The organism is Pseudomonas silesiensis, assembly GCF_001661075.1.
Taxonomy (GTDB): Bacteria; Pseudomonadota; Gammaproteobacteria; order Pseudomonadales; family Pseudomonadaceae; genus Aquipseudomonas; species Aquipseudomonas silesiensis.
In genome coordinates this window covers 5,091,525-5,115,275 of the sequence record NZ_CP014870.1, presented here as the reverse complement: position 1 = coordinate 5,115,275, position 23,751 = coordinate 5,091,525, and the positions used below count along the sequence as shown (strand labels likewise).

Genomic DNA, 23,751 nt, shown 5'->3' with positions numbered 1-23,751 from the left:
GGTGGTAAAGGGTGAACAACGCTGCAGGCCTTGAAAATAGTGGAGCGGGTGAAGGGAATCGAACCCTCGTTATCAGCTTGGGAAGCTGGAGTAATGCCATTATACGACACCCGCTCAGAGCGGCTGACTTTGTACCAGATGTGCGCATGAATTTGAAGTTTTTCTTTGTGCGCGTTGCATTTAGCAGCGGATAAAGCAAAAACAGGGACCGCGGGACGGTCGTTCGCGGGCAAGCCTCGCGCCTACAGGATGCGTTTAACGTTGTAGGGCGGGGCGTGCTCGCGATGACGCTGTTTCAGATGGACAGTGCATGTTGGTCCTGGACGTAGTGGTACCGCGGTCGGCTCGACTGTGGCGCCGGTTTCAGGAAGCCCAGCAGTGCGTTGCGGCTGTCTCGGCAGGCGGCTTTGTGTTCCATGTCGAGAAAGTGACCGGTGGCCTGCAGGGTGCTGAAGGTGGCGTCTTGCACGTGGTTGGCGAATAACCGGGCGCCATCGGTGGCGGTGTATTCGTCCCATTCGCCGTTCATGAACAGCACAGGTACGTTGATCTTTTCAGCCGCTTTGAAAAAGCACTGGCGATCGCTGTGCAGCAGGTCGCTGATGTGGAAGTGCATCTGCCCGTATTCATGTTCGGCCAGGGAACTGACGTGCCGATAGTTGAAGCGCTTGAACAGGGTCGGCAGGTGTTTGCCGATGGTGCTGTTCACCAGGTTGCCGACCCGGTCGCCATCCCGGCTGCCGAGGTAGTCGATCCCGCGCTCGAGGTAGTCGAGCATGTGCGAGTTGATCTCCGGCGAGAACGAGCTGATCACGGCTTTTTCGATGCGCCGTGGCTGGTGGGCCAGGGCGACCAGGGTCGCGGCGCCACCCCAGGAAAACGACAGCACGTGTTCGGCGGCGAAGTGATCGATCAGCTCCAGGAGGATCTGCCCTTCGATTTCCTTGGTCAGCGATTGCTCATGCAGGTTGTGGGCTTTTGACTTGCCCGCGTAGGGCTGGTCGTAGCAGACCACATTGAACTGCGGGTGAAGGTTTTTCACGGTTTGTGCAAACGACGCAGTCGTGGCCAGTGAGCCGTTGACCAGGATAATGGTCTTCTCTGCGGCGTCTGCGCGATAGAACTCCGTGTAAACCCGATACTGACCCTGTATATCCAGCACAGCGATTTCTGGCCTCATGTCATCAGACTCCAAGCAAGCGGGTATGCGCGCAACTGAGATTGCACGAGCTTTATGACAGGTAGGCATACGCCTGGAATTCTGGAGCCCATGTCGATCCTGTACAGTCCGGTCGACGGGTATTGTTATTGGCGGGCAGTTTGCCGGGGGACAGCGGAACCTGAGGGTTCTCTACCGGCAAAAAGTTTCTTAGAAGTATGTTGTGACTCGCCGGTCACATTTCGGCCGACGTCCTGATTCAAGCAGGGGTCACGTCTGCGCGCAAGTATCATTCGTAAATTGTTCGACAACTTCTGCTGAGCGGTCGTCTGCTTAGAACAAAAGAATCTCTTCGGTGCACAACGCGCGGTACTCGCCCGGTTTTAGGGCATTGTCGAGCGCCAGCGGCCCCATGCTTTCGCGGTGCAGGCGCAGCACCTTGTTGTCGAAGTGGCCGAACATCCGCTTCACCTGGTGATACCGGCCTTCAACGATGCTCAGGCGCGCGGATTTCGGCCCGAGCACCACCAGTTCGGCGGGTTGGGTGACGAGGTCTTCGAATGCGAAGTACAGGCCTTCGGTGAAGGTGATCGCGTAGTCGGGACCGATGTCCTGTTCAGTCTCGACGTAATAGACCTTGGGCAGTTTGGTCTGCGGTTGGGTCAGGCGTCGTGACCAACTGCCGTCATTGGTGATCAGCATCAGGCCGGTGGTGTTGTAATCCAGGCGCCCGGCGATGTGCAGCTCGTGCTTGTCCGGTTCATGGATCAGGTCGAGTACGGTCGGGTGTTCCGGGTCGCGGGTGGCGCTGACGCAGCCGGCCGGCTTGTGCAGCATGAAGTAGCGGGCGGGCTTGCCGACTTGCAGTACGTCCTCGTCGACCTCGACGCGACTGAACACCGAGACCTCGGCGTGGGGGGCGCTGACGATGTTGCCGTCGATCCTGACGCGCTTTTCCACCAGCAACAGGCGCACCTGCTGACGGTTGAAGCGGGGCAGGTTGCTGAGGAAACGGTCAACGCGCATGACAGGAGGTCGGTGGGGGAAATGGGGTGCGCATCTTACGTGATTGGTCGCGCGGTTGCTTTTACAACTGCGCCTCGACCTGGGCGCAGCGCGGGCACAGGCAGGATGTGTCGCGCAGTTCCGGCGGCAGCGCTTCGAGCACCGCCGGGTCGATGCTGACGCCGTAGCACCAGCAGGCCCGATCGGCGGTTCGAGGGTCGGCCAGGGTGCAGTCGTTGGAGGCGCCGCAGGCCGGGCAGAATTCTGGCTTGTTCATGTAGGACTATGCATAACTGGAGTGAGGCATTTCCACGCAGGTGCGGTTGCGCCCGGAATGCTTGGCACGATACATCGCTTGGTCGGCCCGGGACAGTAGTGTGTGCAAGGTGTCATCCGCTTGCAGGGTGGTCAGGCCGATGCTGACCGTCACTTGCAGTTGCTTGCCATGGTAGGCATAACGCTGCTTTTCGACATGTCGGCGAATTTTCTCTGCGATCATCTTGCCGTTGTCACCGTCGGTGTCCTTGAGCAGCACGATGAATTCTTCACCGCCCCAGCGGCAGACGATGTCGGAGTGCCGCAGGCAGCTCTCGAGGTCCCGTGCGAAGCCAATCAGCACCTGATCGCCGGCGAGGTGACCGTGGGTGTCGTTCAGCGCCTTGAAGTGGTCCAGGTCCAGCAGCAGCGCGGTCAGCGGCCTTGGCTCGCGCTGGGCTTCGTGCATGGCTTGCGCGGCCAGCAGGTCGAAACCGCGCCGGTTGGGCAATTCAGTCAGGCTGTCGAGGGTTGCCTGAGTCTGGATTTTGCCCTGATAGCGCTTGATCACCCGGTTGAGCAGGGCCAGCACGGTCAGGGTGACGATCAGGCAGATCAGCAGGTTGAGGTACAGCGACTGGCGGATCTCGCTGAGGGCGCCATCTTCGCGCTTGTCGACGAACAGGTACCAGTTCAGCTCCGGAATGAATCGCACGTTGAGGAAGTGGCCCTGGCCCTGGCCAGAATACTCGTAGCTGCCGCTGTGGGGTTTGGGCAGTTGGCTGACCAGGCTTTTCATGCTGTCGAGTTCGCCGAGGGTCTGTCCGACCTGGGCGCCTTGCGGGCCACCCTCGGCGCCGGTGAGCACCAGGCGCCCGAAGGTGTCGACGAAATACACGCTGCGCTGGTAGCGCTGCTGGTATTTGTCGATCAGCTTGATCACCGCGTCAACCGTCAGGCCGACACCCGCCGCGCCGATGAAGCGGTTGTTGTAGTCGTAGACCTTGTAGTTGATGAAGAAGGTCAGGTTGTCCTTGTTGGCCAGGTCCGGGTCGACATTGATTTCATAGGGATCGGCCATGTCGCGTACGCGGAAGTACCAGGCGTCGCGGGGCTCATCGACCTTGACCTGCTTGAGCACGCCTTTGGCGTGGTAGTAGGTGAGCGTGCCGTTGGAGACGAAAAACGCGGTGTAGGCGCCGTAGTGGGTCATGACCTCGTCGAGGTAGCGGGTCATCTGCCCGGGGTCGTTTTCGCCGTTGACCACCCAGTCGCGCATGAAGGTGTCGCGGGACATCATCGAGGAAATCAGGATCGGTCTGACCAGGTCTTTCTGGATTTCCGAGTAGACCGTGTCCGAGGTCAGCGGCAATTCGGTATTGACGATATTGTCGCGGATCGACGCCCGCGAGGCGTAGTAGCTGAGCAGGGACGTGGCCAGAAACCCCGCGCCCAGCAGCGCGATCAGCGTGAGCACCAACGAACGTTGCGAATACAGCGGCGAGCGAAGCGGCATGGCGATTCCGTTGCAGTAATCCGATGCAAGCATTCTAGTGGCACTTTGCGGAAATAACTGCGGGATTTGTGGGGTGAATCGGTATGGATCAGGGGCGGTGGCGTCTGGGCGGGCGCCATCGCGGGCAAGCCACGCTCCTACAGGGGGAGCGCGGTCCTCTGTAGGAGCTGGCTTGCCAGCGAATCGTAAGATCAACGCCGATCTTTCAGATACGCCCGCCACCCGCCCAAATGACTGATATCCACCGCCCCCTCCAACCCATACGCCTCGCAGATAAACCCGCTCTCCCAGCGCCCATCCGCCAGCTGCACCTTGCCCAACCCCAGCGGTGCCGGAATGCCGGTCAGGAACGAACCCAGTTCACTGCTCGGCAGTTCCCAGACTTCCACGGCGATTGCGACACCACCTTCCTTCACCCTAACCATCCCTGGGCGCAGCGGTGGGCCGCCGGCCAATGCATACAGCTGGTAGTCAGGTGAGCTGAACGTCGTCTCGATCAACCGCGCCCCGCGCCGCTTCAGTTGCCAGTTCAACGCCAACCCGTCCAGATGCGCACCGCACACCACCAGCCGCGCACGATCATTGCGCGCGACGGTGGTGGGTGCAGAGGCCGCCAAACCTTGCCGACGTTGCAACGCATCCGCCACCCCCAACAAATACTGATCGGTGAACGCCCGGCCAAACAGCGTCACGCCCCACGGCAGGCCGTTGCTCATGAAGCCGGCGGGCACGGCGACGGCGGCGTAATCGAGCAGGTTCATGAAGTTGGTGTAGTAGCCCAGTTCCGAGTTGCGCAGTACCGGTTCGGCCGCCAGTTCCGCCAGGGTCACCGGGCGGCCGATGGTTGGGGTGAGCACGCAATCGAGTCCGTCCAGCGCCTGGTCGCACAGGGCCTTCAAGGCTTGCAGGCGATACTGGGCACGGAAGGTTTTCACGCCGCTCACCGCCGGCGCCTTGGCCAGCACCGCACGAATCACCGGCAACACGGCGTCGGGATTTTGCTCCATCAACTCGCCGGCGACGCTGTAGCGCTCGGCCACCCAAGGCCCTTCATAGAGCAGTCGCGCCGCTTCCAAAAACGGCGACAAATCCAGCGTCACCGCCTCACCACCCAACGCGGTGAGCTGATCGACGGCACCGGCGAATAACGACGGACCTTCAGGGCAACCGAAGAACTCCAGGTCTTGGGTGCGCGGCACACCGAAACGGAACGGACGCGGTGTACCGAACGCCGAGCCGTCATTCCACAGCGGATTGCTTCGACTGTATTCATCCCGAGGATCGAGTTGCGCAGTGAGCGCCAGCAGTTGGCTGGCTTCCCGGGCGGTGGCGGTGAAGGTCGTGACGCAATCGAGCGTGCGGCAGGCCGGCACCACGCCCGCCGTGGAGATCAACCCTTTGGTCGCTTTCAACCCGACCAGATTATTCAAGGCCGCCGGCACTCGCCCGGAACCTGCCGTGTCCGTGCCCAGCGAAAAGCTCGCGACACCCAACGCCACCGCCAGCGAAGAACCGGCACTGGAACCACCCGAGGGATAATCCGGCAACACGCTGTTCGGACACGCACCATAGGGTGAGCGACTGCCGTTGAGGCCAGTGGCGAACTGATCGAGGTTGGTCTTGCCCAGCGGAATCGCGCCCAGGGCGAGCAACTGCTCGACGATGGTCGCCGAAGACTGCGGCACGTAGGCAAACGTCGGGCACGCCGCCGTGGTCGCAATGCCCGCCAGGTCGATGTTGTCCTTGATCGCGAACGGCACGCCGTACAGCGGCAGGCTGTCCGGGTCGCGACCGTCGAGGGCGGCGAGGTAGGGTTCCAGTTCCTCGACGCTGAGCAAGTGGATGAACAGGTGATAGTCCGGGTTCAACGCTGCGGCTTTATCGCGCAGGCTCAACAGCAGTTGCCGGGGTGTGATGCTGCCGTCGCGGTAGGCGCTGCGCAGGGCGTCGAGTTGCAGATTGATGTTCATGGCGTTTAATCCTTGTTGAAATGGGTTCACTCGAGTTCCAGCACCACGACGCGCTGGCCGGCACGCACGGGCGACCCCGGCTGTACGCGAATTTCCCGGACCACGCCGGCCATGGGCGCGAGCAGGGGGATTTCCATTTTCATCGACTCCAGAATCACCAGCACATCACCGGCGGCGACCCGGCTGCCGGCCTCTACCTGCACCTGCCAGAGGTTGCCGGCGATGTGGCTGTCGACGCTCTGTTGACCATCGGCCAGTGGTGCGTCTGCGGTGACCTCCGGGGTCGGTTCTTCGCTGTCGAAATGTGCCTGGCCGCTGGCGATCCAGCGCTCGCGCTCGGCGTTGAACGCGCCTTGTTGCTGATCGCGAAACGCGGCAATGGTCTCGGCTTCTTTGTTCAGGAAGGCCTGGTAATCCGCCAGATTCAGCTGACTGTGCTCGATGTTCAAATCGAAACGCCCCAGGGGGAAATCCCGGCGAATGCGCAGCAGCTCATCGGCGCTCACCGGATAAAACCGGATCTGGTCGAAGAAGCGCAGAAGCCACGGTTTGCCGTCGAACGCCGCGACCTCTCGGTAGCGATTCCACATCTGCAAGGTACGACCGACGAACTGATACCCACCCGGGCCCTCCATGCCGTACACGCACATGTAGGCGCCACCGATGCCCACGGAGTTTTCCGCAGTCCAGGTGCGGGCCGGGTTGTACTTGGTGGTGACCAGGCGATGCCGTGGGTCGAGCGGGGTGGCGACCGGTGCGCCGAGGTAGACGTCCCCCAGGCCCATCACCAGGTAGCTGGCGTCGAACACCGTGCGCTGCACTTCGTCGAGGTTCGGCAGGTCGTTGATGCGGCGGATGAACTCCAGATTGCTCGGGCACCAGGGCGCGTCCTTGCGCACGGTGGTCATGTATTTCTCGATCGCCAACTGACACGCCGGGTCGTCCCAGGACAGTGGCAGGTGAACGATGCGCGAGGGCACTTGCAGGTCCCTGGCGGCGCACACCGCGTCCCATTCGCCGGCGACGATGCCGAGCAGATCGGCCAGTGGCAGTTGTTCGGGTTGGTAGTGGACTTGCAGTGAGCGGATGCCTGGGGTGAGGTCGATGACGCCGTGGAGGTTTTTGCTTTCCAGGGCCTGCATGAGGGCGTGGGCGCGGAAGCGCAGGACCAGATCCAGTTCCGGGGCGCCGATTTCCAGCAGCAGATGAGTGTCGCCGGACAGTCTTGCGACCAGCCGCGTATCCCCCTGACCCAAATCCAACACCACAGGCGACACAATCCCCTGTGGGAGCGAGCTTGCTCGCGATAGCTTTGTGTCAGTCACATCAATGCTGGATGTGCCGCCGTCATCGCGAGCAAGCTCGCTCCCACAGTGATTCCATTTCAAGGCGAGTTTGCGGGCGGTCTTCAGGTCGACGGGGAGGAACTGCACTTTATCGCCAGCCTTGAGCTGCCCCAGCTGCCAAAGATCCGCCTCGATCACTGTCACGGGGCAGACGAACCCACCCAGGCTCGGGCCGTCGGGGCCGAGGATCACCGGCATGTCTCCAGTAAAATCCACCGCGCCGATAGCGTAGGGATTGTCATGAATATTCGACGGATGCAAACCCGCCTCACCACCGTCGGCGCGGACCCATTCCGGCTTCGGCCCGATCAATCGCACGCCGGTACGGCTGGAGTTGAAATGCACTTCCCACTGGGTGGCGAAGAAGGTGGCGATGTAGTTTTCGGTGAAGTATTCCGGAGCGCCATGGGGGCCGTAGATCACCCGGATTTGCCGCACGGCGGGCAACTCGGTGACCTGCTCGTCAGTCAGTTGTTGCCCGGCGCCAACGTCATTCAAGGCCGGAACATGCAGCACATCCCCAGCGCGCAACGCCCGACCGGCATGCCCACCGAATTGACCCAGGGTGAAGGTGCTTTTGCTGCCCAGATACGCCGGCACTTGCAGACCGCCGCGCAGGCACAGATAGCTGCGGGCACCAGCCCCGGTAATGGTGCCGAGGCTTAACGTGGCGCCTGCCGGAATCCGCAACGCCGTATTCATGGCGACGGTTTCACCGTCCAACGTCAGTGGAATCACCGCCCCGGTCACCGCTACCACCGCCTCGCAATTGAAGCGCAGCAACGGGCCGCTCATGGTGATTTCCAGCGCTGCCGCCCCTTCGTCGTTGTCCAGCAACAGGTTGCCCAGGCGCAACGCGCGGCTGTCCATCGGCCCCGACGGCGGCACGCCCACCGCCCAGTAGCCGAGGCGGCCGGGATAGTCCTGAACGCTGGTCTGGGTGCCGGCGCTGAGCACTTCGAAGGTGTTGGCCCGATAGACCAGGCCTTCCAGGCAACGGGTCCACGCCTGGCCGCTGGCGAAGGGGGCGTCGAGCAGAATCTGGCGCAGGTAATCGCGGTTGGTCTCCACCCCGTAGAGCAGGCTGTCGCCCAAGGCCTGGTGCAGATCGGCGCGGGCCTGTTCGCGGCTCGGGGCCCAACTGATGACCTTGGCGATCATCGGATCGAAGTAGGGCGGGATCTCGCAACCGGCCTCGACCCAGGTGTCGATCCTTAAATGTTTGCCATCGGCGACAGGGAAATCCACGGCCGTGAGCAGGCCGGGACTCGGTTGAAAATCCCGGCCCGGATCTTCGGCATACAGCCGCGCCTGAATCGCATGACCGCAAGCTTTCAACTCTCGGCTCAACTCGTTCAACGGTGGCAGCTCACCGGCCGCCAGTTGCACCATCCAGCGCACCAGGTCCACGTCCCACACTTGCTCGGTGACGCCGTGCTCCACCTGCAAGCGGGTGTTCACTTCCAGAAAGTAGAAGCGTTGATCTTCACTGTCGAAGACGAATTCCACAGTCCCGGCGCTGCGGTAGTTCACCGCCTGCGCCAGTTTGATCGCCGCCGCGCAAAGTGCTTCGGCCATGCCGTCGGGCAGGTTCGGCGCCGGGGTTTCTTCGAGGACCTTCTGGTTACGGCGTTGTACCGAGCAGTCACGTACACCCAGGGCAATCACTTCACCGTGGCCGTCGCCGAACACCTGGACTTCCAGGTGCCGGGCACGCTGGATGTACTTCTCGATGAACACCCCGGCGTCGCTGAAATTGTTCTGGCCGAGGCGTTTGACCGCTTCAAAGGATTCAATCAGTTCCGCCGCGCTGCGGCATACGCGCATGCCAATACCGCCACCACCGGCGGTGCTTTTGAGCATCACCGGGTAGCCGACCTGTTCCCCGGCAATCAGGGCGGCGTCGAGGCTGTCGAGCAGTTCGGTGCCTTCGAGCAGCGGCACCCCGTGTTGTCTGGCCAGGGCACGGGCGGTGTGCTTCAGGCCAAACACGCGCAGCTGTTGCGGCGTCGGGCCGATGAAGGCGATACCGGCCGCTTCGCAGGCTTCGGCGAACGCGGCGTTTTCCGAGAGAAAACCGTAGCCGGGATGAATCGCCGTCGCGCCGGTGGATCTGGCGATGGCGAGCAGCTTGTCGACCATCAGATAGGTGCCGGCCGCGGCGCCGTCACCCAGGCTGTGGGCTTCGTCGGCCTGCAGGATGTGCAGGCTGGCGGCATCTGCTTCGGAATACACGGCGACACCCTGGACCTGCAATTGGCGCAGGGTGCGCAGGATGCGGCAGGCGATGGCGCCACGGTTGGCAATCAGGACTTTTTCGAACATGGCAAAATCCCCGGAGGCGATAACGCATCAGCCTCGACCTGGGTTGCGGGCCGTCCCGCAGTTTTTCGATGGGCGCCGGGGTCGTCCCCGGCGGCAGAATCACTGAACTTGAAACCACTGCTGACCCCTATGGGAGCGGGCTTGCTCGCGAAAGCGGAGTGTCAGTCGACATCAATGTTGAATGTGCTGGCCCCTTCGCGAGCAAGCCCGCTCCCACATTAGGGCTGTGGTGTTCTTACTGTTTGAGGCACTGGCCGGAACGGGCCTGACACAGGGCAAACAACCACCGCCGCAATCGCGCCATTTTCAGTTCCATACCAACACCTCCGCCGGCGTAGGGTTGTAGGCGTTGCATGGGTTATTCAGTTGCGGACAATTGGAAATCAGTACGATCACGTCCATCTCCGCCCGCAGGTCAACGTATTTGCCCGGTGCCGAGATCCCGTCTTCAAAGGTCAACCCACCCTCGGCCGTGACCGGCACGTTCATGAAGAAGTTGATGTTCGGTCCGATGTCACCCTTACCCAATCGCCCGTCGTGGACGCAGGCACGCAGGTAGTTGTCGCGACAACTGTGCATGTAGCGTTTCTCCAGCGCGTAACGCACGGTGTTGCTCTCCTGGGCGCAGGCGCCGCCGAGGGTGTCATGCCGGCCACAGGTGTCGGCGACAATGGTCAGCATCGGTTGCCCGAGGTTGGAATAGAGCACGCTGCCGGTACTCAGGTAGACGCTGTTCTGCCGGCGCAAGGTGCGTTGCACGTCGTAGCGTTCCTTGGGGTTGGCGACGCTGTAGAACAGGGTGTCGATCGCCTGGTTGCCTTCCAGGTCGAGAATGCGCAAGGTCTGGCCGGCCTTGACCTCCGTCAGCCAGGGTTCGCCGGCGGGAATGGTGGCGCGGTAGACCGCGGTGTCTGGCTGCCTGTTTGCGGCATTGTCATCAGAAGCGGCAGCGGTAGCGATGGCGAGTGACATGGCAGCGATCCTCAGGCGAACAGGCGGTCGGTGTTGATGAAGCCGCGCTCGTTTTCCGGGCGCGAGGTGCGGCAGTGTTCGGCGACGCTGGCGTCGGCGTTCATCCAGCTGAGCTTCAGGGGTTGGGGGGCATATTGCGGCGACGGGTCCATCGGGTGTTGCAGGGCGGTGAGCACCACCAGCGTGTCCATTGGCGCATACAACTCGATGTAATCGCCGGCCCTGGAGTTGCCTTCGACGAAGTGAAAACGTCCGCCCTCATCGACGTTCACCCGGCTGAACAAATTGAGCGTCATCAACAGATCGGACAGGCCCAGCCCCCACTTGCCCAGTTCCACCAGCAGGTTGTCGGTGCCGTTGCGGAAGAAACCGTTGCGCAGTTCCTGATAGCGGCCCTGCCCGTATTTTTGTGCGACCTCTTCAGCGCACAGCACGCCGCCGAGGCTGTCGCTCCAGCCGCAGGTGTCGGCGGTGATGGCAGCCAGCACCCGGCCCATGTCCGAGTACAGGCAATGGCCGGTGGTGAGCTTGGCGGTGTGTTGGCATTTGAGGCTGTCGGGCAGGTTCAGGCGCTCGGTTTTTTCGTTGGCATTGAGCAGCGTCAGGCTGACGTTGGCGCCACCGCGCAGGTCGGTCAGGCGCAGCAATTGGCCGCGCTTCAATACGAAAGAACGATGACCGCCGCCGGGGAGCATTTCTTCGGCGAAGGGCGGGAACAGTTGGGTCGAATCAGTCATTTCAGAACTCCTAAGCGATGCGAAGCGTGCCCGCCTGCTGAGCCGGCAGGGCGTCGACGGCCGCGCGATTGATGTGGCGGTCGCTGTTCAGCGGGATGTCGTAGGTGATGCGCGCGCCATAGGCGCCGGGGGTGTGCGGGTCGAGGCGGACCTTGTCGAACACCAGCAGGCGCGTGCCGAGGCTGAAGCCTTCGGACAGGTCGTGGGTGACCATGAACACCGTCAGTTGCGTCTCGCGCCACAGTTCCAGCAGCAGGCCGTGCATGTCCTTGCGGATACCTGGATCGAGGGCGCCAAACGGCTCGTCGAGCAGCAGCACCCGGGGTTTCATGATCAGCGCCTGGGCGATGGCTAGCCGTTGCTGCATGCCGCCCGACAACTGCGCCGGGTACTTGTCCCGCGAATGGCCGAGGCCGACCTTGTGCAGCAGCACCGAGGCCTGTTCCCGTGCGTCTTTTTTGGCGCTGCCGAATAACCGTCCGAGCCATGGCGAACGCGGCAGTTCCAGGCCGAGGGCGACGTTGTCCAGCACGCTCAGGTGCGGGAACACCGAATAGCGCTGGAAGACCACGCCACGGCTGGCATCCGGCTCGCCGGCCAACGCCTGGCCATCGAGCAGAATCTCGCCGCGACTGGCGCGTTCCTGGCCAAGCAGCAGGCGCAGGAAGGTCGATTTGCCGCAACCGGAAGCGCCGACCAGCGTGCAGAACTCGCCCTCGTTGACGTTCAGGTTGAGCCCTTCGAGCACCACCTGATCGGCGTATTGCTGCCAGACGTTTTTTACCGTGATAAAACTCATGCCCGCGCTCCTTCATCACTCATTTAGGGGCACCTTCGTACCAGGGGAAGGTCCGTCGGGTCAGGCGCTTGAGGCCCCAGTCCATCAGCCAGGCGAGCAGGGTGATCCACACCACGTAGGGCAAAATCACGTCCATCGCCAGGTACCGGCGCACCAGGAAAATCCGGTAACCAAGGCCGTCGGTGGAGGCAATGGCTTCGGCGGCAATCAGGAACAACCAGGCCGAGCCGAGCATGAGTCGTAGCGAAATCAACAGGCGCGGCAACAATTGCGGCAGCACCACCCGCAGCATCAAGGTCCAGGTCGAAGCCCCGAGCGTCTGGGCCTTGATCAGCAACTCGACCGGAATCTCCCGGGCGCGCTGTTCCAGATCCCGCGCCAGGCACGGGGTGATGCCGATCACGATCAGCATCACTTTCGACAACTCCCCCAGTCCGAACACGATGAACAGAATCGGCAGGATCGCCAGCGGCGGCACCATCGACAGCACCGTCAACAACGGCGACAACGGCGCGCCGAACAGCGGCAGGGTCCCGGCGGCGATGCCCAGGCACAGCCCGGCCAACGCGCTGATGCCCAGACCGATGGCCAGCCGGCGCAGGCTGGAAGCAGTGTCTTGCCAGAGCAGGTAGTCACCGGTGCGGGTATCGGCGGTGAACGCCAGGCGTTTCACTTCGTCGCTCATCTGCACCGCGCTGGGCAGCAGCTTGTCGTTGGGATTGTCCGCCAGTCGCTCGGCGGAACCCATGAAGTAGGCGAACAGCACCAGGGCGAATGGCAGGATCACCAACAGCAGGCGACTCGGGCGATCCGGGTGGCGATTGATCAGGCGCATGGCCAGTCCTCCTGTTTACAGCTTGGCGTCGGCAGCCATCTGCACGAAGGTCGGGTCGAAGCGCAGCTTGAGGTTGCCCTTGTCGCCGCTGGTGACGCCGTTGGCGAAGGCCATGCCGACGGCGCTGGTGTCCTTGGCGCCTTCACCGAGCAAGCCATGCTGGAAGGAAAACTCGGCGACCTTGCGCATGGTTTCCGGCAGTTGCTGGCTGGTGGCAAACACGAGGGCTTCTTTGGGCGTGGCGAACAATCGGGTGGTGTCGAGTTGCGCCTGGAAACCCGCCAGATCAGTGCCCGAGGCTTTGGCCATGTGTTCCAGGGCGGCTTTGCTGGCGGCGTTTTTCGCGTTCATCAACTCGACCACTTCGAACCAGGCGCCGGTGAGTGCCTTGCCCAGGGCCGGGTTGTCTTTGAGGGTGGCGCTGTTGACCACCATCATGTCCATGATTTCGCCGGGGATCTGGCTGGAGTTGAAGACTTCGGTCACGCCGGGCTTGGCCTTGATGTCCGACAGCATCGGGTTCCAGGTGGTAACGGCGTTGACTTGATCGGTGTTGAAGGCGGCCGAGATGTCGGCGTCGGAGGTGTTGACCACTTTCAGGTCTTTTTCGGTGAGGTCCACCGAATCCAGGGCCCGGGCCAGCAGGTAGTGGGACACCGACAACTCCACCAGATTGACGTCCATGCCCTTGAGGTCGCCGACTTTCTTGCCGGCGCCCTTGAGCACGATGCCGTCGTTGCCATTGGAAAAGTCGCTGACGATCAGTGCGGTGCTATCGACGCCACCGGCCGCCGGAATGGTCAGTGCGTCCATGTTGGTCATGGTGCAACCGTCGAACTGGCCAGCGGTGTATTGGTTGATGGATTCGACGTAATCGTTGAGCTGCACCACATCGATCTGGATGCCGTACTTTTTCGCCCATTTGTCGACGATGCCTTGGCTGCCGGCGTATTCCCAGGGCATCCAGCCGGCGTAGATGGTCCAGCAGACGCTGAAGTGATCTTTCTGGGCGGCCTGGGAGGAGACGCTCATGAGGGCTGCAAAGGCAGCGGCGAGCAGGGCGGGTAATCGAAGTCGGGACATGGGATGGTTCTCCAGTTGATCAGGGGCGGGCAGGAGTCAACGCGGCACCGCGAACGGTGGCTTGTCTCCCGGGCTTTTGTCCCGCCGTGTAACCTCAACTGGAGGTCGCCAACTCTCGGACCAGCCACTCGCCTTAGCGAGCCGGAACCCTAGTCAGCCATTGCAAATTGTGGTGCCGCGAACCTGTGATGACTCCTGCACGCCTTTGCTAAAGCGAGAGCCGTGCCAAGTTGGCGCAAGCGCTCTAGGTCGCAGGAAACAGCTGCAGTCGTTGCAGGAAAAGGTAAAGGGTTGCCTTGTGATGGTGCGTGAGTGCACCGCAATGGAACGGATTGGCTGGTACCTTGGCGGCCATGGTCCGCATTATCGGAGTGGCTATCACCGCTGGCACCCTTGATCTGCAGGTCAGAAATGAAAAACCTTTCATCGGCCACTTGTTTCAATGTGTTTCACAAACGCACCAGATTTCGAATTCGATGTCTGATCTCTCGACAGTCACCGAATAATTGACTGTCGCCTGCCAGCGTCGCTGGTGTGGCTCACTCGCGGTCCAGGAGGCCGCCATGCTCTGTCGAAAACAGCTCCGCCAGATTCTGCTGATTGCTTTATCGGGATTGTCTCTTGGTGCGTGCGTACCCTATTCCGATGGAGGAGCCAGCTACTACCGGTCCGAGGTCTACACATCCCCTGCGCCGTATTACTCCGGGGGCGGGCCTTACTATTCCAACGGCGGTTATTACACGGCGCCGCGCCGGTATTATTCGCCGCCCGCACGGCACTATCAGCCAACGCCGCGGTATTACCATCAGCCGCGGGTGTATCAGCCAGCACCGCGTTATTACCAGTCGGCGCCGCGAGCCGACTACCGGGCTCATCAGAGTCGCAGTTGGGAGGGACACAGTCGGGGCGGTTGGGACGGTCGTAACCGCGGCGGTCGGGACAACGACAATCGCAGCCGTGGCGGGCGCGACAACCGAGGCGGGCGAGGCGAACACGTCGGCCGCGGCGAACACGGTGACCGGGGTGGCCACCGTTAATAGACGTTAAACGCAATCACTGTGGGAGCGGGCTTGCTCGCGAAGGCGGTGTGTCAGACGGCATTAATGTCATCTGACACACCCTCTTAGCGAGCAAGCCCGCTCCCACAGTTGTTTGGCGATCCTACAGATCTGCCAAGGGATGCCGGCCTTCCCAAGCCTTGTGAAAATGCGCATCCACCACCGCATCAGGCACATTGTTGATGTCCGGCCAGTGCCAGTGCGGTTTCTGATCCTTGTCGATCAACCGCGCCCGCACCCCCTCGCTGAATTCCGGATGACGACAGCAGTTGAGGCTCATGGTGTATTCCATCTGAAAGACCTGAGCCAAGGACATGTGCCGGGCGCGGGTGATCTGCTCCCACACCAGATGAGCGGTCACGGGCGAGCCTTCGCTCATGGTTTTCGCTGCGCGACTGAGTAGCAGGTCGGTGTTGTCGCGCTGCAAGCTGATGGCTTTCCAGGCGCAGCACACGTCACTGACATCCAGCAACTCGTCGATCTGCTGTCGACGGGGCAACCATTGGGCTTCGGGCATCTGCGCGATCGCCTCCTGCTGCAAGGCCTTGAGCAGACTGTTGAGTTGCATGGCCGTCTGTTCCTGCCAATTCAACTGCAGCAAGCCTTGGAGCAGCTCTTCCTGCTGTTCATCGAGCAGGAAACGGTCAGCCAGGTCCAGATCGATCGCATCACGACCGTTCATCTGGGCGCCGGTCAGGCCGAGAAACAAACCCAGTTTTCCGGGCAACCGCGACAGGAACCAGCTGGCGCCGACATCCGGGTACAGGCCGATGCTGATTTCAGGCATCGCCAGGCGGCTGCTCGGGGTGACTATGCGGATACTCGCCCCTTGCAGCAGCCCCATGCCGCCGCCCAGCACGTAACCATGCCCCCAGCAGATCAGCGGTTTGGGGTAAGTGTGCAGCATGTAGTCCAGGGAATATTCCGCGGCAAAGAAGTGCGCGGCCAGGGGCGGCACTTCACCCGGTTGAGCGCGACAGGCTTCCACCAGGCTGCGGACCTCGCCACCGGCACAAAAAGCCTTGGTGCCGTTGCCACGCAACACGACACAGACGATTTGCGGTTCCTTGGCCCAGGCCTCCAGTTGATCGCGCAGGGCGTTTATCATTGGCAGGGACAGGGCGTTGAGGGAATTTTCGGCATCCAGGCTGGCAACGCCGATGCGTGCGCCGTCGGTGCCGGTGAGTTCTTCGAAGTGCAGATTCATCGTGACCTCGATCGGGAATTTGAGCGTTCAGTATGATCGCTGTTCAGGAAAGTGCCGGATCTGCGTCAGATCAATTGACAAGCATGGTCGGCTTTCCTAGGGTTCGCCCCATTGTTTTTGCCGGATGTAACCATGACTGCTGACGACCGTATCAAACTTGAACCGAGCTGGAAGGAGGCACTGCGTGCGGAATTCGACCAGCCTTACATGGCAGAGTTGCGCAACTTCCTGCAACAGGAGCGCGCGGCGGGCAAGGAGATCTATCCGCCGGGCCCGATGATTTTCAACGCGCTCAACTCGACGCCGCTGGACAAGGTCAAGGTGGTCATCCTCGGCCAGGACCCGTATCACGGCCCGGGCCAGGCCCACGGCCTGTGCTTCTCGGTGCAACCGGGCGTGCCGGCACCGCCGTCGCTGGTGAACATCTATAAAGAGTTGAAGCGCGACTTGAACATCGATATCCCGAGCCACGGTTGCCTGCAAAGCTGGGCCGACCAGGGGGTGCTGATGATCAACACCACCATGACGGTGGAACGCGCCAATGCCAATGCGCACAAGGATAAGGGCTGGCAATACTTCACCGACCGGATCATTGAAGTGGTCAGCCAGCAGCAGCCGCATCTGGTGTTTATGCTGTGGGGCGCTCATGCCCAGAGCAAGCAGAAGCTGATCGATGCGACCAAGCACCTGGTGCTGACCTCGGTACATCCGTCACCGTTGTCCGCCTATCGCGGTTTTCTCGGCTGTGGGCACTTCAGCCGGGCCAACAAGTTTCTGGAGCAGAATGGCGAGACGCCGATCGAGTGGCGGTTGCCGCCGGTTTGATGGGCTGACTGGCAGGGCCCCATCGCGAGCAAGCTCGCTCCCACAGGGGAATGCATTCCAAATGTGGGAGCGAGCTTGCTCGCGATGGGGTCGACTCGGTCTTTAGACTGACTCCGGTTCCCGATTCCAATACCTGAACAACGGCTCCGCCAGAAACAACACAAACAACAGCCGCATCACCTGCATCGCCGTCACCAACGGCACCGACAGCTGCAGGGTTTCAGCAGTGAGGCTCATCTCCGCAATCCCGCCGGGCATCATGCCCAGGGTCAGCGAACGCAGATCCAGATGGGTCAACGCACTCAATCCCAACGCCGCCAGCGTAGCGATCAACATGGTCAACACAGTGCCGATCAATGTCCGGCCCATGAACGACGGCGCGCGACGGAAAAACTGCCGATTGAAGTGACACCCCAACCCGCTGCCGATCAGCCATTGACCGATCTGGCTGCCGCCATTGGGCAAGCCGATGTGCAGATCCCAGCCGATGCTCACCGCTGCGCTGACCAGTAACGGCCCGAACAGCCACGGATTGGGTTGACGAAGACGCTCCCACAGCCACGCAGCCAACGCGCCTGCCGGTAATAGAAAGGCCAGCCACCGCCAGTCGACGGCGCCCGGATGGAACACCGGTACACCATCGCCCAGCAAATACTTGAACGCAGCCGGCACGCACAGCACCACCACCAACACCCGCAAGCTTTGCCCCGCAGCGACGCGGCTGAGCACCGCGCCATTACGCGCGCCGAGGTTGACCATCTCCCCGGAGCCACCGGGCATGCTGGAAAAGAACGCCGTGGCGCGATCTTCGCCGGTCCGCCGCATCAACCAGACCCCGACCACCGCAGACAGGCTGGTGATCAACGCACCGAAGAAGATCAAGCCGAAGTGACTCAGCACCTGCTCCATCACCACCGGGGTGAAGTGCAGGCCGATACCGATGCCGATGATCCACTGGCCGACCTTGCGTCCGCCAGGGATTTCCGCCAATTGCCAAGGGGTCAAGCACCGCACCAGGATGATCGCCAGCAACGAGCCGACCATCCACGGCAGCGGCCAGCCGACCTGGCTGGCGAGGTAACCGCCCAGCAGACCGACCAGCGGGGTTCCCCACCAGGCTTTGAACGGAACTCGATCAGACATCGGCGAGGGCGCGCCGGGCGACCGAACGCTTACGCCAGATCCGCAGCAGCGGCATCAACAGCATCAACGCGGTCAATATCCAGACGCCGAAGGTAATCGGGCTCGACCAGAGGATTTCCAGCGCACCGTTGGAGATCGACAGCGCGCGCCGCAGGTTCTGTTCCATCAGGCCGCCGAGGATGAAGCCCAGCAGCACGGGCGACAACGGGAAGTCCAGCTTGCGCAGGATGTAGCCGAAGATGCCGATGCCGATCATCAGGAACAGGTCGAAGGTGGTGGCATGCACCGCGTAGACGCCAATCCCGGTGATGATGGCGATGACCGGCACCAGCGCCCAGTTCGGCACGGCGAGGATGCGGGTGAAAATGCGGATCATCGGGATGTTGAGGATCACCAGCATGATGTTGGCGACGAACAACGAAGCGATCAGGCCCCAGACAATGTCCGGTTGCTGTTGGAACAGCAGCGGGCCGGGGGTGATGTTGTACAGCGACAGTGCGCCGATCATTACCGCGGTGGTGCCCGAACCCGGGACGCCCAGGGTCAGCATCGGCACCAGGGCGCCGCAGGCTGCACCACCGATGGCGGTTTCCGGTGCCGCGAGGCCACGCATGTCGCCTTGTCCGAACGTGCCCTTGGCGCCGGCGATACGTTTCTCGGTCATGTAGGCCACAGCACTGGCCAGCGTCGCGCCGGCACCCGGCAACACGCCCATGATGAAGCCCAGCAAACCGCACCGGATGTTCACCACGAACACTGCCGAGGCTTCCTTGAAGTTGAACATCATCCGCCCGGTGGCTTTCACCGCTTCCTGGCCGCGATGGGTTTTTTCCAGCAGCAGGAGGATTTCGCTGATGGAAAACAGGCCCAATACCAGCACGACGAACTGAATGCCGTCAGTCAGATGGATGTTGTCCCCGGTGAAACGGTACACGCCGCTGTTGGCATCGATGCCGACGGTCGACAGAAACAGCCCGATCAACGCCGCGATAAAGGTCTTCAGCGGTCGATCACCGGCCATGCCGCCCAGGCAGACGATGGCAAACACCATCAGCACGAAGTATTCCGCCGGTCCGAAGGCAATCGCCCATTTCGCCAGCAGCGGGGCGAATAGCACCATGCCGCAGGTGGCGATGAACGCACCGATGAACGAGCTCCACGCCGACAGCGACAGGGCCACACCGGCCAGGCCTTTGCGGGCCATCGGGTAACCGTCGAGGGTGGTCATCACGGTGGAGGCTTCGCCCGGGATGTTCAGCAGGATCGAGCTGATCCGGCCGCCGTATTCGCAACCCAGGTACACCGCCGCCAGCAGGATCAGCGCCGACTCCGGTGGCAGGCCGAGGGCGAACGCGATCGGAATCAGCAACGCCACGCCGTTGATCGGGCCCAGGCCCGGCAGCAGGCCAACGACGGTGCCGATGAGGGTGCCGCACAGCGCGGTCACCAGGTTGTACGGGCTCAGCGCGACGCCGAAGCCCTGACCCAAATAGCCAAGAGTATCCATATCAGTTCTCCAGAACGTCGAGCACGCCCAGCGGCAGTGGCACGTCCATCACTTTGTCGAACAGCAGATAAAGACCGACGGCCATCACGCTGATAATCACCGCACTGGGCAGCCAGCGACCGCCATACAGGCGAGCCATGGGAACTCCGATCAGAATGCTGGCGACGATGAAACCAAGGGGTTCGAAAGTCCCGGCGAACATCAGCAACAGCACTACACAAATGCCGATTTTGGTCAGGGTTTCGCGGTCCAGTTTCGGGTCGTCATCACTGTGGATGATCGGTGTCGGGCGAAACACCATGTACAGCAGGCCAAGGCCCATCAGGCCGAGCATCAGCAGCGGAAAGGCCCGAGGTCCCACCGGTTCGTAGGAAAAAGCCGCTTGATACGGCCACGCCATCAGTGCCAGGCCGATACAGGCCAGCAACAGCACCGAAGCGAAAATGCGTTGTAAGAGCATGAGAAACTCCTGGGCCGCGTCCCCGAGAACCGGGGCCGCGGCCGCTAGACAGAGGCGATCACTGGATCAGGCCGAACTCTTTGGCCAGCACTTTGTAGTCCGCTACCTGCTTCTTCACGTAGGTGTCCAGCTCCGGGCCGGTCATGGCGAACGGGAAGAGTTCGCGCTGATCGCGCAGCTTGGCGAACTCGTCGGAAGCCAGCAGTTTGTCGAAAGAGTCTTTCCACCAGGCGTAGTCTTCGTCGCTGACCTTTGGCCCGAGGTAGAACCCGCGGACCACTGGCCAGACGATGTCGTAGCCTTGCTCCTTGGCGGTCGGGATGTCCTTCATTTCCGGCTCGTCCAGACGCTTCTCGGAGAACACCGCCAGCAGACGCATGTCGCCGCTCAGGATATGCGGCATGGAGTCGGAGATGTCGGTGCTGCCGACCTGGATGTGGCCGCCGAGCAACGCGGTGGCTATTTCACCGCCGCCTTCGAGGGCGACATAACGCAAGTCCCGCGGGTTGATCCCGGCGGCCTTGGCGATCAGGGCGGTCTGCATCCAGTCCTGGCTGCCGACAGTGCCGCCGGAGCCGATGACCACGGTACTCGGGTCTTTCTTCAACGCCTTGACCAGGTCGTCGAGGTTTTTGTATGGCGAGTCGTTTTTCACCGCGATGGCGCCATAGCTGGTGCCGACCGCCGCCAGCCAGCGCACGGCGTTTTCATCGAAGCGACCGAATTTGCCCTGGGCCAGGTTCAGCAACGAACCGCTGGACCAGGCGACCAGCGTCCCGGCGTCGGCCGGACGTTGCGCCACCACGGCGTTGTACGCCACGGCGCCGACACCGCCGGGCATGTAGGTCACGCGCATCGGTTTGCTCAGCAACTTCTGGTTCACTAGCGCGCTTTGCACCAGTTTGCAGGTCAGGTCGAAACCGCCGCCTGGCGAGGCCGGGGCGATGCATTCCGGGCGTTTGGGCTCGGCCATCAGTTGGCCGGCAAACAGCATGCAGCCGGCGGCGAGGGCGATACGGCGCAGTGATCGATTCATTTTTTTGTCTCCACGGGAGTTGTTGTTTTTGGGGATGTTTCAGAAGCGACGGTGTTGCGCCGTGCAGCCGGGTTTGGCGCTGGCGAGCGTGAACGATGGGAAAGGAAGGGGAGGGTGAGCCTGGAGCTGTAATGACAGCATGGTGCAGTACCTCGTTATTGTTCTTATTGGCGAAAACGCATCAAGGCGTTTTTCGAGAGCTACATTTCAAAGCACGATGTGATGGCCTGTCGAAACCATCCGTGGGCCGACTCTAACGGTCGAACCTTTCGCTAACCTTTCAGTGGGCTTTCACGGTTTTCGGGCTTCACAGTGGCGGATGCGGCTGTAAACTCCGCGCCAAAGAATGGCGTCGAACATCCCTGAATGAGGTAAATATCCATGCGTGTTCTGCTCGTCGAAGACCATCTGCAGCTGGCTGAAAGTGTCGCCCAGGCGCTCAAGAGCACTGGCCTGACCGTGGACGTGCTGCATGACGGCGTGGCGGCCGACCTGGCCTTGAGCAGCGAGGAATACGCCATGGCGATCCTCGATGTCGGCCTGCCGCGCATGGACGGTTTTGAGGTGCTGGCGCGCCTGCGGGCCCGGGGCAAGAACCTGCCGGTGCTGATGTTGACGGCCCGCAGCGACGTCAAGGACCGGGTTCATGGCCTGAACCTCGGCGCCGACGACTACCTGGCCAAACCTTTCGAGCTGACCGAACTCGAAGCCCGGGTCAAAGCCTTGCTGCGCCGCAGTGTGCTCGGCGGCGAACGTCAGCAGACCTGCGGGGTGCTGGCTTATGACCTGGACACCCGGCGCTTTACCCTCGGCGATGAACTGCTGACCCTGACCTCCCGCGAGCAGGCGGTGCTCGAAGCCCTGATCGCCCGTCCCGGCCGGGTGATGAGCAAAGAACAATTGGCCGCCCAGGTGTTCGGCCTGGACGAAGAAGCGAGCCCCGACGCCATCGAGATCTACGTTCACCGCCTGCGCAAGAAACTCGACGGGCAACCGGTCGCCATCGTCACCTTCCGCGGTCTCGGCTATTTGCTGGAAAGCCGCGATGCATAAGCCCAGCAGCCTGCGCTGGCGGTTGCTGTGGAACCTCGCGCTGTTGCTGGTGGTGTTGATGCTGGCCAGTGGCTTGAGTGCCTACTGGAACGGTCGCGAAGCCGCCGACACCGCCTATGACCGGACGTTGCTGGCCTCGGCCCGGACCATCGCCGCCGGGGTGTCCCAGCGCGATGGCAGCCTCAGTGCCGATGTGCCCTACGTGGCCCTCGATACCTTTGCCTACGACAGCGCGGGACGGATTTTCTACCTGGTCAACGACATCAACCAGAAGCTGATTTCCGGCTACGAAAACCTGCCGCCACCGCCGCCGGGTACACCGCGCACGGACGACTACCCGGCGCTGGCACGCTTCTACAACGCTAAATACCAGGGGCAGAACGTACGGGTGGTCAGCCTGCTCAAGCCCGTGAGCGAGCCGAACATGAACGGCATGGCGGAAATCCGCGTCGCGGAAACCGACGAAGCGCGGGTCAGCATGGCGCGCAGCCTGGCGGCGGACACCTTGCTGCGCCTGGGCATGCTGGCGATCGGTGCGTTGTTAATGGTGTGGTTCGCGGTCAGCGCGGCCCTGCGCCCGCTGGAGCGCTTGCGCACGGCGGTGGAAGAGCGTCAGCCCGATGATTTGCGGCCGTTGCCGCTGGTGGAAGTGCAACACGAGTTGTGGCCGCTGGTGCGTGCGCTCAATCATTTCACCGAACGCCTGCGCGGGCAGTTCGAGCGGCAGGCGCAGTTCATTGCCGATGCGGCCCATGAATTGCGTACGCCACTGGCGGCGCTCAAGGCCCGCCTCGAACTGGGCCTGCGCTCGACCGAGCCGCAGACCTGGCGCAGTACCCTGGAAACGGCGGCCCAAGGCACGGATCGCTTGACCCATCTGGCGAACCAGCTGCTGTCCCTGGCACGGGTGGAGAATGGCGCGCGGGCAATCGCCGAGGGCGGCGCACAGCTGCTGGACCTCAGCCAGTTGGCGCGCGAACTCGGCATGGCGATGGCGCCATTGGCGCACAAGCGTGGCGTGGCACTGGCGCTGGAAGCGGATGAACCGGTGTGGCTGCGCGGAGAACCGACGCTGTTGAATGAATTGCTCAGCAATCTGGTGGATAACGCCCTGGCCCACACGCCTCCGGGCGGCAATGTGATTTTGCGGGTGACCGCGCCGGCCGTGCTGGAGGTGGAGGACGATGGCCCCGGGATCCCGCTTGAAGAGCGCGATCGGGTGTTCGAGCGTTTCTATCGACGCAATCAGCAGGTGGCCGGATCAGGGTTGGGCCTGGCGATTGTCGGCGAAATCTGCCGCGCACATCTGGCGCAGATCAGCTTGCATGATGGCGAGCAGGCGGGGTTGAAGGTGCGGGTGAGTTTTATTGCCGGAGATTGAGGGTGTTTGTGCCGGCCTCTTCGTCGGAACGCCGCCCGGAGCAAGCCCGCTCCCACAATTGATAGAGTTCCTCCTGGAG

At 62.1% G+C, this 23,751-nt stretch carries 20 protein-coding genes, 1 tRNA gene and 1 riboswitch; of the genes, 4 read left to right on the top strand and 17 right to left on the bottom strand.

Features of this window, described 5'->3' with window-relative positions:
• Window positions 1–40: 40 nt before the first annotated feature.
• From PMA3_RS22670 to PMA3_RS22615, 12 genes are all read right to left on the bottom strand, one after another.
• Window positions 41–114 (bottom strand) — tRNA-Gly (locus PMA3_RS22670).
• Between the two features lie 181 nt (window positions 115–295).
• Window positions 296–1,180: an alpha/beta fold hydrolase gene (locus PMA3_RS22665; protein WP_064679279.1), complete on the bottom strand. Its 885-nt coding sequence runs from the start codon at window positions 1,178–1,180 to the stop codon at window positions 296–298.
• A 312-nt stretch (window positions 1,181–1,492) separates the two neighbouring features.
• Window positions 1,493–2,185 (bottom strand): pseudouridine synthase, encoded by a 693-nt coding sequence (locus tag PMA3_RS22660; RefSeq protein ID WP_064679278.1) that lies wholly within the window; start codon window positions 2,183–2,185, stop codon window positions 1,493–1,495.
• Window positions 2,186–2,246: 61 nt separating this feature from the next.
• On the bottom strand, window positions 2,247–2,441 hold the full coding sequence (locus tag PMA3_RS22655) for a cysteine-rich CWC family protein (protein ID WP_064679277.1): 195 nt from the start codon (window positions 2,439–2,441) through the stop codon (window positions 2,247–2,249).
• A 6-nt stretch (window positions 2,442–2,447) separates the two neighbouring features.
• Window positions 2,448–3,935: a sensor domain-containing diguanylate cyclase gene (locus PMA3_RS22650; protein ID WP_064679276.1), complete on the bottom strand. Its 1,488-nt coding sequence runs from the start codon at window positions 3,933–3,935 to the stop codon at window positions 2,448–2,450.
• 191 nt (window positions 3,936–4,126) lie between these two features.
• Window positions 4,127–5,905 carry an allophanate hydrolase gene (atzF, locus tag PMA3_RS22645; protein ID WP_064679275.1) on the bottom strand — a complete coding sequence of 593 codons (1,779 nt, stop codon included), beginning with the start codon at window positions 5,903–5,905 and terminating at the stop codon, window positions 4,127–4,129.
• A gap of 26 nt (window positions 5,906–5,931) precedes the next feature.
• Window positions 5,932–9,576 carry an urea carboxylase gene (gene uca / locus PMA3_RS22640; protein ID WP_064679274.1) on the bottom strand — a complete coding sequence of 1,215 codons (3,645 nt, stop codon included), beginning with the start codon at window positions 9,574–9,576 and terminating at the stop codon, window positions 5,932–5,934.
• A gap of 306 nt (window positions 9,577–9,882) precedes the next feature.
• Entirely contained in the window at window positions 9,883–10,548 is a 666-nt protein-coding gene (locus PMA3_RS22635; protein ID WP_064679273.1) for an urea amidolyase associated protein UAAP2, read from the bottom strand.
• A gap of 11 nt (window positions 10,549–10,559) precedes the next feature.
• Window positions 10,560–11,285: an urea amidolyase associated protein UAAP1 gene (locus tag PMA3_RS22630; protein WP_064679272.1), complete on the bottom strand. Its 726-nt coding sequence runs from the start codon at window positions 11,283–11,285 to the stop codon at window positions 10,560–10,562.
• 10 nt (window positions 11,286–11,295) lie between these two features.
• On the bottom strand, window positions 11,296–12,084 hold the full coding sequence (locus PMA3_RS22625; RefSeq protein ID WP_064679271.1) for an ABC transporter ATP-binding protein: 789 nt from the start codon (window positions 12,082–12,084) through the stop codon (window positions 11,296–11,298).
• A 19-nt stretch (window positions 12,085–12,103) separates the two neighbouring features.
• Window positions 12,104–12,919: an ABC transporter permease gene (locus PMA3_RS22620; protein WP_064679270.1), complete on the bottom strand. Its 816-nt coding sequence runs from the start codon at window positions 12,917–12,919 to the stop codon at window positions 12,104–12,106.
• 15 nt (window positions 12,920–12,934) lie between these two features.
• Entirely contained in the window at window positions 12,935–14,002 is a 1,068-nt protein-coding gene (locus PMA3_RS22615) for a putative urea ABC transporter substrate-binding protein (protein WP_064679269.1), read from the bottom strand.
• 63 nt (window positions 14,003–14,065) lie between these two features.
• A riboswitch (guanidine-I (ykkC/yxkD leader) is annotated at window positions 14,066–14,166 on the bottom strand.
• Between the two features lie 399 nt (window positions 14,167–14,565).
• Between PMA3_RS22615 and PMA3_RS31065 the strand changes: the two genes are divergently transcribed.
• On the top strand, window positions 14,566–15,039 hold the full coding sequence (locus PMA3_RS31065; RefSeq protein WP_082930397.1) for a hypothetical protein: 474 nt from the start codon (window positions 14,566–14,568) through the stop codon (window positions 15,037–15,039).
• 124 nt (window positions 15,040–15,163) lie between these two features.
• On the opposite strand, the gene PMA3_RS22610 is transcribed toward PMA3_RS31065, so the two are convergent.
• Complete coding sequence (locus PMA3_RS22610; RefSeq protein ID WP_064679268.1) at window positions 15,164–16,267, bottom strand: enoyl-CoA hydratase/isomerase family protein; 1,104 nt, start codon at window positions 16,265–16,267, stop codon at window positions 15,164–15,166.
• A 132-nt stretch (window positions 16,268–16,399) separates the two neighbouring features.
• On the opposite strand from PMA3_RS22610, the gene ung reads away from it, so the two are divergent.
• Window positions 16,400–17,092 carry a uracil-DNA glycosylase gene (gene ung / locus PMA3_RS22605; protein WP_064679267.1) on the top strand — a complete coding sequence of 231 codons (693 nt, stop codon included), beginning with the start codon at window positions 16,400–16,402 and terminating at the stop codon, window positions 17,090–17,092.
• A 102-nt stretch (window positions 17,093–17,194) separates the two neighbouring features.
• Here ung and PMA3_RS22600 read toward each other — a convergent pair whose 3' ends face one another.
• The 4 genes from PMA3_RS22600 to PMA3_RS22585 are packed head-to-tail and all read right to left on the bottom strand — an operon-like array spanning window position 17,195 to window position 21,238.
• The gene (locus tag PMA3_RS22600; protein WP_064679266.1) at window positions 17,195–18,235 is read right to left on the bottom strand and encodes an AbrB family transcriptional regulator; all 1,041 of its coding nucleotides are present in this window, start codon (window positions 18,233–18,235) and stop codon (window positions 17,195–17,197) included.
• Complete coding sequence (locus PMA3_RS22595; protein ID WP_064679265.1) at window positions 18,228–19,742, bottom strand: tripartite tricarboxylate transporter permease; 1,515 nt, start codon at window positions 19,740–19,742, stop codon at window positions 18,228–18,230. The genes PMA3_RS22600 and PMA3_RS22595 overlap by 8 nt, the downstream gene beginning before the upstream one ends.
• Before the next feature lies 1 nt (window position 19,743).
• Window positions 19,744–20,202 carry a tripartite tricarboxylate transporter TctB family protein gene (locus tag PMA3_RS22590; protein WP_064679264.1) on the bottom strand — a complete coding sequence of 153 codons (459 nt, stop codon included), beginning with the start codon at window positions 20,200–20,202 and terminating at the stop codon, window positions 19,744–19,746.
• Between the two features lie 58 nt (window positions 20,203–20,260).
• Window positions 20,261–21,238, bottom strand: coding sequence for a Bug family tripartite tricarboxylate transporter substrate binding protein (locus PMA3_RS22585; RefSeq protein ID WP_064679263.1), 978 nt, complete (start codon window positions 21,236–21,238; stop codon window positions 20,261–20,263).
• Between the two features lie 381 nt (window positions 21,239–21,619).
• Here PMA3_RS22585 and PMA3_RS22580 point away from each other — a divergent pair, with 381 nt between their 5' ends.
• Together PMA3_RS22580 and PMA3_RS22575 are read left to right on the top strand one after the other, a co-directional pair.
• Window positions 21,620–22,291, top strand: coding sequence for a response regulator (locus tag PMA3_RS22580; protein WP_064679262.1), 672 nt, complete (start codon window positions 21,620–21,622; stop codon window positions 22,289–22,291).
• A complete protein-coding gene (locus tag PMA3_RS22575) occupies window positions 22,284–23,672 on the top strand; it encodes a sensor histidine kinase (protein ID WP_064679261.1) in 1,389 nt (462 codons plus the stop codon). The genes PMA3_RS22580 and PMA3_RS22575 overlap by 8 nt, the downstream gene beginning before the upstream one ends.
• The last annotated feature ends 79 nt before the right edge of the window (window positions 23,673–23,751 follow it).

Coding starts and splice junctions, on each gene's coding strand:
- PMA3_RS22665 (WP_064679279.1), bottom strand. CDS start 1,180: ATGAGGCCAGAAATCGCTGTGCTGGATATACAGGGTCAGTATCGGGTT.
- PMA3_RS22660 (WP_064679278.1), bottom strand. CDS start 2,185: ATGCGCGTTGACCGTTTCCTCAGCAACCTGCCCCGCTTCAACCGTCAG.
- PMA3_RS22655 (WP_064679277.1), bottom strand. CDS start 2,441: ATGAACAAGCCAGAATTCTGCCCGGCCTGCGGCGCCTCCAACGACTGC.
- PMA3_RS22650 (WP_064679276.1), bottom strand. CDS start 3,935: ATGCCGCTTCGCTCGCCGCTGTATTCGCAACGTTCGTTGGTGCTCACG.
- atzF (WP_064679275.1), bottom strand. CDS start 5,905: ATGAACATCAATCTGCAACTCGACGCCCTGCGCAGCGCCTACCGCGAC.
- uca (WP_064679274.1), bottom strand. CDS start 9,576: ATGTTCGAAAAAGTCCTGATTGCCAACCGTGGCGCCATCGCCTGCCGC.
- PMA3_RS22635 (WP_064679273.1), bottom strand. CDS start 10,548: ATGTCACTCGCCATCGCTACCGCTGCCGCTTCTGATGACAATGCCGCA.
- PMA3_RS22630 (WP_064679272.1), bottom strand. CDS start 11,285: ATGACTGATTCGACCCAACTGTTCCCGCCCTTCGCCGAAGAAATGCTC.
- PMA3_RS22625 (WP_064679271.1), bottom strand. CDS start 12,084: ATGAGTTTTATCACGGTAAAAAACGTCTGGCAGCAATACGCCGATCAG.
- PMA3_RS22620 (WP_064679270.1), bottom strand. CDS start 12,919: ATGCGCCTGATCAATCGCCACCCGGATCGCCCGAGTCGCCTGCTGTTG.
- PMA3_RS22615 (WP_064679269.1), bottom strand. CDS start 14,002: ATGTCCCGACTTCGATTACCCGCCCTGCTCGCCGCTGCCTTTGCAGCC.
- PMA3_RS31065 (WP_082930397.1), top strand. CDS start 14,566: ATGCTCTGTCGAAAACAGCTCCGCCAGATTCTGCTGATTGCTTTATCG.
- PMA3_RS22610 (WP_064679268.1), bottom strand. CDS start 16,267: ATGAATCTGCACTTCGAAGAACTCACCGGCACCGACGGCGCACGCATC.
- ung (WP_064679267.1), top strand. CDS start 16,400: ATGACTGCTGACGACCGTATCAAACTTGAACCGAGCTGGAAGGAGGCA.
- PMA3_RS22600 (WP_064679266.1), bottom strand. CDS start 18,235: ATGTCTGATCGAGTTCCGTTCAAAGCCTGGTGGGGAACCCCGCTGGTC.
- PMA3_RS22595 (WP_064679265.1), bottom strand. CDS start 19,742: ATGGATACTCTTGGCTATTTGGGTCAGGGCTTCGGCGTCGCGCTGAGC.
- PMA3_RS22590 (WP_064679264.1), bottom strand. CDS start 20,202: ATGCTCTTACAACGCATTTTCGCTTCGGTGCTGTTGCTGGCCTGTATC.
- PMA3_RS22585 (WP_064679263.1), bottom strand. CDS start 21,238: ATGAATCGATCACTGCGCCGTATCGCCCTCGCCGCCGGCTGCATGCTG.
- PMA3_RS22580 (WP_064679262.1), top strand. CDS start 21,620: ATGCGTGTTCTGCTCGTCGAAGACCATCTGCAGCTGGCTGAAAGTGTC.
- PMA3_RS22575 (WP_064679261.1), top strand. CDS start 22,284: ATGCATAAGCCCAGCAGCCTGCGCTGGCGGTTGCTGTGGAACCTCGCG.